The sequence below is a fragment of the Noviherbaspirillum massiliense JC206 genome, from assembly GCF_000312045.1.
Taxonomy (GTDB): domain Bacteria; phylum Pseudomonadota; class Gammaproteobacteria; order Burkholderiales; family Burkholderiaceae_D; genus Noviherbaspirillum; species Noviherbaspirillum massiliense.
Map to the genome: position 1 here is coordinate 2,424,320 of NZ_HE978634.1, position 12,239 is coordinate 2,436,558.

The following is a 12,239-nucleotide window of genomic DNA, read 5'->3' on the forward strand; positions in this document are numbered from 1 at the left end:
TTTGCGGTGCCGCCGGCTGGAAAGAACGTACAATGTGCGCATGTACGATTTCCATTCTTATGACTTGATCATCGATGCGCGCAGCCCGCGCGAATTCGAAGAAGATCATATTCCCGGCGCGGTCAATCTGCCGGTCGTCGACAATGAAGAATATGCCGAGGTCGGGACGCTGCACCGTACCGACCCGATGGGCGCCTACCTCATTGGCGTGCAGTATTCATTGAAGAACATCGCACGCCACCTCGACGAATATGTTTCGCAATATGGCCGGAAAAGCAAAATCCTGGTGTACTGCTTCCGCGGCGGCAAGCGCAGCCGGCTCTGGTTCGATGCGCTCGATACCATCGGCTACCGCGTCGAAAAACTGAAAGGCGGCTGGAAAGGCTATCGCCGCTGGGTCAATGATCAATTGCAGACTGCTCCCGGTGATTACCGCTATCTCGTGCTCTCCGGCCCCACCGGCTGCGGCAAGACGCGCGTGCTGACCGCATTGGAAAAAGCAGGCGCGCAGGTGCTGGACCTCGAAGGCATTGCAGTGCACCGCGGTTCGGTAATCGGCGCGGTTCCGGGCAGGGAGCAGCCGACCCAGAAACTGTTCGACAGCCAGTTGCTGCAGCGGCTGAGGGAATTCGATCCGGCCAAACCCGTCTGGATCGAAGCCGAGAGCAAGAAGATCGGCAATGTCCAGTTGCCGGATGCGCTCTTGGCCGGCATGCGCAAGGGCGTGACGATTGCCGTCGATGCACCGATGCCGCAACGGGTGCTGTTGTGGCGCGAGGATTATCGCCATTTCGAGGAAGACCCGGAAGCGCTGATCGGGCGACTGTCCCACCTGCGCTCGCTGGTCGGCGGCGAAGAGTTTGCCGAGTGGGAGAAGCTGGCGCAAGCCCGGCAAGTGGTGGAACTGTTCGAACGCCTGATGCGCAAGCATTACGACCCTGCATACCGGCGCTCGATCCTGCGCAACTATCCGGCGATTGATTCTTCGCCGAAGGTCGTTCTGGAAGACCTCTCCGCAGACGCCTTGTTGCCGGTGGCGCAACGCATGCGCTCGGAGTTCGAGACGGCTATGCCCCCCGCATGTACCGATGCACCTGGCGAGTCCGGCGCACTCGTCATCGAGGGACAGTCAAGCGCCCGACCGGCTTGAGCGTGCCGTCCTTCTGAGCCGACACGATCACCATTTCACCGGCACCGGGTGAAATGCCGGTCAGCGTGCGGATGTTCACATTGTGGGTCACCCAGATTCGATTGCCCGCAGCCGGCCTCTCTCGTGCGGCGGCGGATACGGCGCGGACCTTTGCCTGGATGCGATCGTCGTCATCATCGAACATGGAATCGAGCATGGCAGCCGGCCTGGCCGTACCGAAAGCGAGCCGGGCCGTGTCGATGCACCGGCACCAGCGGCTCGACAGCACGTCGGCAACCGGAATCCGCTGCTTGCGGAAGGCTTCGCCGAGGCGTTGCGCATGGCTGCGTCCCTCGGCCGAGAGATTGCGCTGCGTGCTGCAGTTGTCCAGAACGAATCCAGGCGGATCGCCGGTTCCGGGTTCCGTCTCGGCATGCCGAATCAGCACGATATAGCCGCCGGACTGCAAGGCGGACCACAGCGATTCGTTGGAAGCCGTGTCGGCAGCATGCACGGCTTGCGATACCAGCAGCATGGCAAGCGCAAAGAGCCGCACCGCATGCCGAATCAGATGGTCAGGTTTCATGCTCTCGAGCCCGGACTAAAGCATTTGCAGGATCAGCGCTTGTCCCAGAACGCCGCCATTCGCTTTCGCATGGCTTCATCCGGCAGCACGCCCAGGCCGGCGCGGCAATTCTCCTGCATGTGCTGCGGGCGGCTGGTGCCGGGAATGGCGCAGGTGACGGCCGGATGGCTGACTACATACTTCAGCAGGATTTGCGCCCAGCTTTCGCAACCGATGTCGCCCGCCCATGGCGGCAGCGGCGCCTGGGCCAACCGGCGCAGCAAGCCGCCGCCGCCGAAAGGCTGGTTCACCAGCACCGCAATGCCGCGGTCGGCGGCAAGCGGCAGCAGGCTGCGCTCGGCCTCGCGCTCATCGAGTGAATAATTCAGCTGGACGAAATCCAGCTGCTCGTTGCGCATGATGGCTTCGAGCTCATCGTAGGCGCTGGCCGTGTAATGGGTAATGCCGAGATAGCGGATGCGCCCTTCTTCCTTCCACGCGCGCAGCGTCTGCAAGTGAGTGCGCCAGTCGATGAGGTTATGGATCTGCATCAGTTCGATGCGAGGATCCTGCAGCAGGCGCATCGATTCCTGCATCTGCCGGATCCCTTCCTGCCGGCCGCGGGTCCATACCTTGGTGGCGACGAAGGCCTTGTCATGCGCCTTCAGCTCCGTCAGCAAATCGCCCACCACCGCTTCCGAACGGCCGTACATCGGTGAACTGTCGATCACCGACCCGCCGGAAGCAAACAGGATGCGCAACACGTCCAGCAAGGGTGCGCGCTCTTCCTGACCCGGCCCCACGTCGAAAGTCTGCCAGGTGCCGCAGCCGATGACGGCCAGGAGTTCACCGCTCGACGGAATGGCGCGTGTGTGCATGCGTTCGCTCCTGCCGGGCTCAGGGTTTGGCCCCGAAACCGCTTGCGTCGTGCCGCCAAAGCTCAGCGTGACGGCGGTGGCCATTGCAAGCCGCAGGAATTCGGCGCGGCTCATTGCATTGCCTGCCGCATGGAGGCGACGTGCGCCCCCGTCCTGATGCTGATGGGTACCCTGTCTCATTCAACATTCCTCCTGTCTCGTTCCCGATTGTCCGTTGCGCTGCGCGAGCTCATGCGTGATGACGCCTGCATTGCCACCGGCTCGCGCTCCGGCTTTCTTCGCCCGGCCTTCCTGTTGCCGGGCAAGCCAGGCTGACAACCAGATCCAGCATGCCGTCAACGGCAGGGAAAGCGCGGCCACGCCCGCAAAGCCGATGCCGGCTGCGGCCAGTCCCGTAAAGACCCAAGCGCTCACCGCGTCGCCGCCACGATACACCACGGTTTCGATCACGCTTTTCGCCTTGTATTTTGCTTCCCGGCTAATCACGGTAAACAGCACTTCGCGCCCGGGCCGGGAAACCGCAAAGTCGACAGCGCGCCTCATGCTCTGCGCCGCCACCAGCATGAAAAGCGTCGGCCACGCGGCGATGCCGACAAAGGCGAACATGCCGGCAACAGGCAGCAAGGCGAGTGCTGTGCTCACGCCAAACCGGCGAATCAGCCGCCCGGTGACGAACAGCTGCAAGGCGATCGTGAGGCAGGATGTGGCGAAATCGGCGATCGCGAACAGCCGGGTGCGCGAAGCGGTATCGGCAAGCGTCGACGCAACGATGCGGCCCTGCTCGAAATACAGGAAGGTCGAAGCGAAGGTGTGCAGCAGCAGGTACAACACGATGCCCAGCAGATAGCGTTCCTTCAGGATCAGCATGATCCCACCGAGGACACTGCCGCCTATTGCATCGTCCCGCGCCACAGGCTTTCTCGCAAGCGGCAGCGCCTGCTGCCCGGCATTGCCTGCATCAGCTGCAAGCGCAATTCCGCGGAAGCATCGCACGGCGAGTTCGAGCAAGCCGGCCGCCAGCACCGTCAGCGTCGCCACACCGAGCTGCACCGACAGCACCGCAGCCAGTGCGGGGCCGGCAAGCGCGCCTGCCGTGCCGCCAGCGGCAATGAAGCCGAACAGGCGCCGCCCCTGCTCGCTGCTGAAATGGTCGGCAAGCACGCTCCAGAAAATGCTGACGACGAACAGGTTGAACACGCTGATCCAGACGAAGAAGATGCGCGACACCCAGAGTTCCTGCACCCCGGTCGCAAACAGCGCACCGAAGCCCAGGATGTTCAAGGCGAAGAAGCGATAGATGAGAGGAACGAAGCGGTGCGGTGGCCAGCGTGCAGCGAGCATGCCGAAGACCGGGACCAGTGCCAGCATCGTGATGAAAGTGGCGGTGAACAGCCATTGCAGCCGGTTCGCGCCGCCCACGAGGCCAAGCGCATCGCGCAATGGACGCATCAGATAATAGCTGCACAGCAGGCAGAAGAAATAGGCAAAGCCGCATGCCACCGCAAGCGTTTCTTCGGAACGCAGGTCGACCACCCGCGCCAGCACGCGGTGCAGCCCGGAAAGTGCATCGGACCGTATTTTTGCGGGAACAGGCATGGTCGGCGTGAATTAGTGCAGAGAGTTATCATCTGTTCGACTGATGGCGTCGCAATGCGTTTCGATGTCAGCATGTCGCCCGCCTTTTGAGGAGACTGGATGGAACCGATCGTGCGCAGCCTGCTGGAAACCGACCTGTACAAATTCACCATGTGGCAGGCGCTGCTGCACAGCCATCCGGGCGCACAGACGGAATATGTCTTTACCTGCCGCAATACTCCGGCCTATCCGCTCGCGGAACTCGCCAGCGAGGTGGAGCGGGAACTGGATCATCTCTGCTCGCTGTCCTTTCGCGACGAAGAACTGGCTTACCTGCGCAGCCTGCGCTACATCAAGAGCGACTTCGTCGATTTCCTGACCATCTTCCGCTTCCAGCGCAAATTCATTACGGTCAGCACCGAGGGCCTGGAGCTGCGCATCCGTGCATGCGGGCCGCAGGTGCACGTGATGGGCTTTGAAATTTTTGTGCTGTACATCGTCAATGAACTGTATTTCCGGCGGTTCGACCGGGAAGCCGCACTGAGCGAAGCGCGCAAGCGGCTGGCCGGCAAGATCGCCATGCTGCGCGAATTCGCGAACGAACCGCCGAAACGCAATCCCTTTGAGTTCTCCGACTTCGGCACGCGCCGCCGCTTTTCCGGCGACTGGCAGGATGAAGTGGTTTCCACGCTCGCGCGCGAAGTGCCGCAATGGTTCAAGGGGACGTCGAATGTCTACCTGGCATGGAAGCATGGCTTGGTGCCGATGGGAACCATGGCGCATGAATACCTGCAGTCCTACCAGGCCTTCGGCGTGCGCCTGCGCGACTTCCAGAAGGCGGCGCTGGAGGACTGGGTGCAGGAGTACCGCGGCGATCTTGGGACAGCCCTGACCGACGTGGTGGGCATGGATGCCTTCCTGGCGGATTTCGACTTGTATTTCGCCAAGCTCTTTGATGGCTTGCGGCATGACTCGGGCGATCCGGTGGCATGGGGTGAAAAGGCCCTCGCCCATTACGCGAAGCTGCGCATCGATGCCAACACCAAGCGCCTGGTGTTTTCCGATGCGCTCGATTTTCCGCGCGCCTTTTCCCTGTACCGCCATTTCGCCGACCGCGCCACGACGGTGTTCGGCATCGGTACCAATCTGACCAACGACACCGGCATACCGGCCCTGAACATCGTGATGAAACTGGTTGCTTGCAACGGCCAGCCGGTGGCCAAGCTGTCCGACACACCGGGCAAGACCCAGAGCACCGATCCCACTTTCATTGCCTACCTGCGCCAGGTCTTCCACCACAGCAGCTGAGCTTTCGGTTCGGAAAATACCTGCTGAACGCGCTCAGGCTCGCGTCTCTGCCCATGCAACGATGTGGGGCGCATCCATTGCGCCCGCCTGGCGCGCGACTTCGCTGCCGCCTCTGAACAACGCGAGCGTGGGAATGCTGCGGATGGCATAACGCGCCGCCACGTCCTGCGCCTCCTCGGTATTCACTTTGACCACGCGCACGGCAGGCTCCAGATGTTGCGCCGCCTGTTCATAGGCAGGCGCCATCATGCGACAGGGGCCGCACCACGGCGCCCAGAAATCCACCAGTACGGGAATGCCGCTGCGCGCGATGTGTTTCATGAAGCGAGGGCCGTTCAATTCCACTGGATGGCCAGTGAACAAAGCGTGCTTGCACTTGCCGCAGGTCGGTTTGTCATTGAGTTTGCCGTCCGGAACACGATTGACCGCATCGCAATGCGGGCAGACAACATGCAGGGAGTCTTCCATGGGATTCCTTCATGAAAATGCACAGCTGATTCCTTCGAATCGTTCGACAACCAGCAAGCGGGAATTTTCCTTTTGCTGCAAAACGAAGCCCGGCACGCCTCCGGCATCGACTGCTTGCCGAGGAATAGGAAAGGATCACGCCGGGAAGTTGAACATCGTTGCCCGAAGGCCTTCTAAACCAGTCATGAATTAACGAAGCCCGTCCCGGGACTTCTCCCGATGCGAAAGCAAGCGCATCAAGCTCCCGCGGACTTCTGCACCGGCACAGGGCAAGGAACCGCGACTTCCCCTTTCAGTCAACAGGATTTCCATCTTCGACAGGAGCACCATCATGCTGCGTTCATTCGGTTACGGCGCCACTTCTGCAACATCGCCACTTGCCATGCTGCGCTTCGAGCGCCGCGAACCCGGGCCGCAGGATGTGCAGATCGAGATCCTGTACTGCGGCGTCTGCCATTCCGACCTGCACACCGCGCGCAATGAATGGGGCAACACGCTCTATCCCGTTGTTCCCGGCCATGAAATCATCGGGCGCGTGACCAAGGTCGGCAGTGAAGTCACGCGCTTCAAGGAAGGCGATATGGCGGGCGTGGGCTGCATCGTCGATTCCTGCCAGCACTGCAGCGCCTGTGCCGAAGGCCTGGAGCAATACTGCGAAAACGGTTTCGTCGGCACCTACAACGGTGAAGAAATGCATACCGGCGGCATGACTTACGGCGGCTATGCCAACAATATCGTGGTCAAGGAACACTTCGTGCTGAAGGTGTCCGACAAGCTGGACCCGGCCGCGGCGGCGCCGCTGCTGTGCGCCGGCATCACCACCTATTCCCCCCTGCGTCACTGGCAAGTCGGCAAGGGCAAGAAGGTCGGCATCGTCGGCCTTGGCGGACTTGGCCACATGGGTCTCAAGCTTGCGCATGCGATGGGCGCGCATGTCGTGTTGTTCACCACTTCGCCGGACAAGCGGGAAGATGCGCGGCGGCTCGGCGCAGACGAAGTCGTGGTATCGAAGAATGCGCAGGAAATGGCTGCACATGAAAACAGCTTCGATTTCATCCTGGATACGGTAGCGGCAGCGCACAGCCTGGATGCCTACCTGGTGCTGCTGAAGCGCGAAGGCACGCTGACCCTGGTCGGCGCGCCCGAACATCCGCATCCCTCGCCGCAAGTATTCAACCTGATCATGAAGCGGCGCAGCCTTGCCGGCTCGCTGATCGGCGGTATCCGGGAAACCCAGGAAATGCTCGACTTCTGCGCGGAGCGCGGCATCGTCTCCGACATCGAATTGATCCCGATCCAGAAAATCAACGAAGCCTACGAGCGCATGCTCAAGAGCGACGTGAAATATCGCTTCGTGATCGACATGGCCTCCCTGAACAACGAAGCCAAGGCAGCCTAGCGCCTGCTCGTACCATCTCCGCATGCCTGTTCCGCTTACCCACATTTATTGTGGCCAATTCTGTGGATAACCGAGAACAAGCTTGCTTATCTACATGATCCGAAAGGAAATTTCACCCTTGATGAAAATCAAGGCATTGTTCTCGCTCATGGCCAGGGCATGGGGTTGGTAGGGATGAATGGCTCCGATTCGTTGGGGGCTGGCGGCGCTTCGGCTTCGCCGTCACCCAGTTTCGGTCCCAGGATTTCGCCCAGTTCGCGCCGGGATTGGCGGAAATCGGAATCGAGCAAGGGGAATTCCGGTTTCGGCCAGTTTTCGATTGCCCATCTGACCATGTCGTCGAAACGTTGCGTCAGTTCGGCTGCATATTTATCGCATTCCTCTTTTGTTGCCATTGCATTCATCCTGTTTCAAAACGGATAAGTAGGACTGCGTTTTGCGTGCCACGTTCGCGTGAAATTTGCACATCAGCGGTGTCGGTCGGTCGCCACGCCGTACCGGCTCTCCGACATGGAAAGTCTTAATGCGTGTAAACTCCTGCATCTTTTATTTCGGCGATCCCGTCGAATTTCAGCATGCAAGTATTTCGCACAAAACCGCTTGCCCATTGGCTGCAAGGATTCCTGCCCCATTCAATCTCAGTTGGCATCACTGAAAGAATCCGCGCCGGCTGCGGCGCATTAATTGGCATTTTCTTGACAGGACTGCTCAGCGCACTGGTTTTCGGTCCTTCGACAGCCCTGCCCTTGCTGATTGCCCCGATCGGCGCGTCCGCCGTCCTCCTGTTTGCCGTGCCGACAAGCCCATTGGCCCAGCCTTGGTCCATCATCGGCGGCAACATGGTTTCGGCCGCGGTCGGCGTGACTTGTGCCAGCCTGATCCATGACCCGAGTTTTGCCGCAGCGGCGGCGGTTGCATGCGCCATTGCGGCGATGTTTGCCCTGCGCTGCCTGCACCCGCCGGGCGGTGCCATCGCACTGAGTGCCGTCCTGGGGGGACCGGCAATCCACTCCATGGGTTACCGCTTCATTATTTCTCCGGTAGGAATCAATTCCCTGCTGCTGCTGACTGTGGCGATCCTGTTCAACAATGGCACCCGTCGGCGTTATCCCCATGCACCGCATCTCGACCACAAGAATACGCACGGCACTGCCGATGCCAAGTCCGCTGACCGCATCGGCTTTACGCCTGCCGACCTGGAAGACGTGCTCAAGCAATACAACCAGGTCCTGGATGTAAGCCGCGACGAACTCGAATCATTGTTCATGCAGACGGAAATGCATGCCTACCGCCGCCGCTTCGGCGAAATCACCTGCGGCGACATCATGTCGCGCGACCTGGTTGCGGTCGAATTCGGCACCCCGCTCGCGGAAACCTGGTCGCTGATGCGCAAGCATCATCTCAAGGTGCTGCCAGTGATCGATCAGGCGCGCAGGGTCATAGGCATGATTGGCATCGACAATTTCCTGAGCCATGCCAGTCTGGACATGTACGACGGCTTCGAAGCGAAGCTGCGCCGCTTCATCCGAGGCAGCAGGCGCTTGAAGGCGGTCAAGCCGCAAGTGGCGGGCCAGATCATGACGAAGCCGGTCATCACCGCCGGCATCAACATGCATGTCGTGGAGCTGGTGCCGATATTGACGGATACCGGCCTGCACCACATTCCCATCATTGACGAGGAAAGGCGGCTTGCAGGAATGGTGTCGCAATCGGATCTGATTTCCGCCCTCTACCGAGGTCCCCTGCTCGACTCCCGCAAGGCAGCCTGAGCGGAACTGGAAGGAACGGCAGACCGGCTGGTGCGGGTCAGGGCTTATTGCCTTGCGGCTTCTGTTCCAGCTTGCCCGGATCGGGCCTGATCTCGTTGAGCTGGCTCACTTCATTGGCTGGCATGCCGGAGGGCATGCCGATATCGTCGATGCCGATCGGATTGTCTTCAGTCCGGGCGGCTTGCTGGTCCGCCTTGCCCAGTTCCTCGATAGGCTTGTGGTGCTGATTCATGCCCGTCTCCAAAAAATGTCGATGCATTGCCGCCACGATGTTCCGGCCCTTTTTTCCGGCACTTGCACCGGACAATCAGACTGGCTCTTCCGCAGGCATCCGGATCTGCTCGCAGATGACCGGATCGGGATGCGGCGGAGGTTCCTCGTCAGGCTCCTCGGGATCTTCTCCCGGCAGCGGCTCTTCTTCCGGAATGGGTGCCTTGTGTCCACGCAAGACATCTGCCGGCTTGATCCATCCTGTGCTCATTGGCTTGCTCCTTCCAGCTGTGCGGAAAACATGCGCAGACGTACCTATGTGAGTGCCGCGCCCGGGCGGGAGTTCAATCCGCCCTGACCGACATCTGCTTGCACGACCCGCGCAGATTTCAGTTCCGACTTGCAAGTGCTGCCACCGCACATCTTGCGCAAGGGAACATGTCGGGCGGACTGATTGCTTTACGGGTTTTGAAACCTTGCCAGAACTATCGGAGGCACGGCCTATCATATTGATACATCCTTTTCCACAATGGACATCAGGCCCGACTGTCGATAAACGCACATCCCGGGAGACGGCCTTCTGCATGAAGAATGGCCGCATCGATATGCAACGCCGAAAGGAGATTGGCATGGCACAGGAACCAAGACACTTAATGGAAGAAGCCGATATCGGAAGCGGAGAAAAATCACCTGGACAACGAGATATCGAGCAAGCGGAACAATCCCTCAGCAAACCGCCCGAAGAGCCGCCGCTGGACGGCAGCCATCTTCACCAGGTGATCGAGGAACAGAAATATGCTGACCAGCGGCCGACGCAGGAAGAACAGCGGCCAAGGCGCGCAGGTGCAGGCGATGGGGAATCGAATCTGCCGGGGCGCATCTTGCAGAGCGGGACGCATATCGCGCGCATTCTTGCCATGAAGCAGCCGGACGAAACGTATGAAGCCCAGGTATTCGTGCGCCTCACGCGCGAACCCGAGGTCGCGGAAACTTATATTCCTGCCGGCACCTTCGGTTCGGAATCCGATGCATGGGCAGCTGCCGAACAAAGGGCGAGACGCGCCTTCGCCGAACATGAATTCTGACGCGAAGCCAGGATCAGACACCCATTCCTATTGAAAAGATGCCGGTCATCAGCCGCCGCATTGCCAGAGGCCGCTGAAGCTTCTATCCTTTTGGCAAAAAAGGAGAACAAGCATGACCGGCATCGACTGGCGCGGCTTCCCTCGCACTTCCTCGGTTTTTCTAACTGCTGCAGCCGCCCTGCTGACGCTGGGCCTTGCCGCCTGTGTCGGCGGCCGGCCCGGGCATACCGATTCGGCTTCCCTGCCGGGCCCGGGCATCACGATCTACGCCGCCGGCGATATCGCCGATTGCAAGAAGGTGCCGCCGGAACACAGCGGGGCGGCAAAGACTGCAAAACTGATCGAGGCCGGACTGGCGAAGGACAGGGACGCCGCAGTGCTGTCACTCGGCGACCATACCTATCCGGTGGGCCTGGCGGCGGAATTCGAGGATTGCTACGAACCCACCTGGGGCCGATTCAAGTCCCGCACCTATCCGACGCCCGGCAACCACGAGTACTACACGCCGCAGGCGGTAGGCTATTACGACTATTTCGGCGACCGTGCCGGGCCGGACCGGCGCGGTTATTACAGCTTCAATCTTGGCTCCTGGCACATCGTCTCCCTCAACAGCAATCTCAAGCCGCAGGCAAATGCCGCGCAACTCGCGTGGCTGAAGGCCGACCTGGAACAGAACAGGACGCAATGCACGCTCGCCTTCTGGCATCACCCGGTATTCAGCTCCGGCGGTCACGGCAGCAATCCGAACATGGCCGAGGCATGGAAGCTGCTGCAGGCAGCCGGTGTCGAGGTGGTGCTGGCGGCACATGACCATGACTATGAGCGGTTCGCGCTGCAGGATGGCGGCGGCAGGCGTGATGACGAACACGGCATGCGGCAGTTCGTGGTGGGCACCGGCGGCGCCCAGCTGACACCCTTCCGGTTTCCCAAGTCGAACAGCGAGGCCGCCCATAATTTCACCCATGGGGTGCTGAAAATGGTGCTGAAGGAAAAGGGTTACGAATGGGAATTCCTGCCCGTGAATGAGAATGCATTTGCCGACCGCGGCGCGACGCTTTGCCATTGACCTTGAGGAATCATTCCGCGGTTTCGCTGTCTGTCATTGGCGTCCGCTGGCCGCAGGAGCGCGAATATCGCTCTGGTATCCGGCGCATATGCTTGCCGGACAAGCCGCAGCAAACGGAGAGACGGGACATTCATGGAAACCAAGCAGGCAGAACAGCTGCGCCTGTTTTACGCACTATGGCCGGACGATGCCGTGCGTTCGGCTGTGATGAAAGTTCAGGCGCCCATGCGCGGCCGGCTCATCCCCTATGCCAACCTGCATGTGACGCTGGCTTTTCTGGGATCGCAGCCCGCCGATCTGCTGCCCGCCCTCGAATCGATACTGATGCATCTTCCGAAAGCGGACATTTCTCTGAGTCTCGACCGGGTCGGTTATTTCACCCGCAAGCGCATTGCATGGATCGGGACGCATCAGATGCCGGAGACCCTGGCCGTGCTGCACAAGCGGCTGAGCGAAGCGCTAGCGCAACAGGGCATCAGCTTCGACAACCAGCTCAGCTTCAAGCCTCACATCACGCTTGCGCGAGATGCGCCGCCCCCGCCTGACACGCCCTTCACGCCGATTCCATGGCGGGCAAACCAGGTGGCACTGGTGCAATCCAAGACCGGACCGGATGGCGCTGCGTACCAGGTGCTGGCAATGCGCAGCCTGGATGAGGATGTATGGCTGCCGGATGCATCCGGTATCGGGAATTAAGAGCGCCTGGCAATATGCCGCTGGCGGCGTTGCATCTCCTTGTCGCACGTCATGTACTGCCTGCGCCGATGCGCCTTGCCAGCGACCGCAA

14 protein-coding genes are annotated in these 12,239 nt (G+C 60.6%); 7 read left to right on the forward strand and 7 right to left on the reverse strand.

The annotated features are described in order from the left end of the window. Positions 1 to 40: 40 nt before the first annotated feature. Positions 41 to 1,150, forward strand: coding sequence for a tRNA 2-selenouridine(34) synthase MnmH (mnmH, locus tag HGHM_RS21235; RefSeq protein WP_019141750.1), 1,110 nt, complete (start codon positions 41 to 43; stop codon positions 1,148 to 1,150). Here the strand turns inward: mnmH and HGHM_RS11875 are convergent. Genes HGHM_RS11875 through HGHM_RS11885 form a run of 3 tightly spaced genes read right to left on the reverse strand, consistent with a single transcriptional unit; the run spans position 1,116 to position 4,168 of the window. Further along, complete coding sequence (locus tag HGHM_RS11875) at positions 1,116 to 1,715, reverse strand: histidine phosphatase family protein (RefSeq protein WP_019141751.1); 600 nt, start codon at positions 1,713 to 1,715, stop codon at positions 1,116 to 1,118. The genes mnmH and HGHM_RS11875 overlap by 35 nt on opposite strands. Positions 1,716 to 1,747: 32 nt before the next feature. Continuing rightward, positions 1,748 to 2,752, reverse strand: coding sequence for an aldo/keto reductase (locus HGHM_RS11880; protein ID WP_019141752.1), 1,005 nt, complete (start codon positions 2,750 to 2,752; stop codon positions 1,748 to 1,750). After that, positions 2,753 to 4,168: an NTP/NDP exchange transporter gene (locus tag HGHM_RS11885; protein ID WP_019141753.1), complete on the reverse strand. Its 1,416-nt coding sequence runs from the start codon at positions 4,166 to 4,168 to the stop codon at positions 2,753 to 2,755. 99 nt (positions 4,169 to 4,267) lie between these two features. On the opposite strand from HGHM_RS11885, the gene pncB reads away from it, so the two are divergent. After that, positions 4,268 to 5,455, forward strand: a complete 1,188-nt coding sequence (gene pncB, locus HGHM_RS11890; protein WP_019141754.1) for a nicotinate phosphoribosyltransferase — start codon at positions 4,268 to 4,270, stop codon at positions 5,453 to 5,455. A gap of 33 nt (positions 5,456 to 5,488) precedes the next feature. Here pncB and trxC read toward each other — a convergent pair whose 3' ends face one another. After that, complete coding sequence (gene trxC, locus HGHM_RS11895) at positions 5,489 to 5,923, reverse strand: thioredoxin TrxC (protein ID WP_019141755.1); 435 nt, start codon at positions 5,921 to 5,923, stop codon at positions 5,489 to 5,491. 331 nt (positions 5,924 to 6,254) lie between these two features. On the opposite strand from trxC, the gene HGHM_RS11905 reads away from it, so the two are divergent. Then, positions 6,255 to 7,322: an NAD(P)-dependent alcohol dehydrogenase gene (locus tag HGHM_RS11905; protein WP_019141757.1), complete on the forward strand. Its 1,068-nt coding sequence runs from the start codon at positions 6,255 to 6,257 to the stop codon at positions 7,320 to 7,322. A gap of 146 nt (positions 7,323 to 7,468) precedes the next feature. Here HGHM_RS11905 and HGHM_RS21240 read toward each other — a convergent pair whose 3' ends face one another. Next, positions 7,469 to 7,717, reverse strand: coding sequence for a hypothetical protein (locus HGHM_RS21240; RefSeq protein WP_148415493.1), 249 nt, complete (start codon positions 7,715 to 7,717; stop codon positions 7,469 to 7,471). A gap of 180 nt (positions 7,718 to 7,897) precedes the next feature. Here HGHM_RS21240 and HGHM_RS11915 point away from each other — a divergent pair, with 180 nt between their 5' ends. After that, on the forward strand, positions 7,898 to 9,091 hold the full coding sequence (locus HGHM_RS11915; protein WP_019141759.1) for an HPP family protein: 1,194 nt from the start codon (positions 7,898 to 7,900) through the stop codon (positions 9,089 to 9,091). Between the two features lie 37 nt (positions 9,092 to 9,128). Here HGHM_RS11915 and HGHM_RS11920 read toward each other — a convergent pair whose 3' ends face one another. Both HGHM_RS11920 and HGHM_RS23185 read right to left on the reverse strand, forming a co-directional pair. Further along, positions 9,129 to 9,323: a hypothetical protein gene (locus tag HGHM_RS11920; RefSeq protein ID WP_148415495.1), complete on the reverse strand. Its 195-nt coding sequence runs from the start codon at positions 9,321 to 9,323 to the stop codon at positions 9,129 to 9,131. A 75-nt stretch (positions 9,324 to 9,398) separates the two neighbouring features. After that, entirely contained in the window at positions 9,399 to 9,572 is a 174-nt protein-coding gene (locus HGHM_RS23185) for a hypothetical protein (protein ID WP_019141761.1), read from the reverse strand. Between the two features lie 358 nt (positions 9,573 to 9,930). Between HGHM_RS23185 and HGHM_RS23725 the strand changes: the two genes are divergently transcribed. The 3 genes from HGHM_RS23725 (at position 9,931) to thpR (ending at position 12,148) form a co-directional block, all read left to right on the forward strand. After that, entirely contained in the window at positions 9,931 to 10,386 is a 456-nt protein-coding gene (locus tag HGHM_RS23725) for a hypothetical protein (protein ID WP_245549207.1), read from the forward strand. A gap of 112 nt (positions 10,387 to 10,498) precedes the next feature. After that, positions 10,499 to 11,452, forward strand: coding sequence for a metallophosphoesterase family protein (locus HGHM_RS11935; RefSeq protein ID WP_019141763.1), 954 nt, complete (start codon positions 10,499 to 10,501; stop codon positions 11,450 to 11,452). 132 nt (positions 11,453 to 11,584) lie between these two features. Beyond that, positions 11,585 to 12,148 carry an RNA 2',3'-cyclic phosphodiesterase gene (thpR, locus tag HGHM_RS22320; RefSeq protein ID WP_019141764.1) on the forward strand — a complete coding sequence of 188 codons (564 nt, stop codon included), beginning with the start codon at positions 11,585 to 11,587 and terminating at the stop codon, positions 12,146 to 12,148. Positions 12,149 to 12,239: the final 91 nt, after the last annotated feature.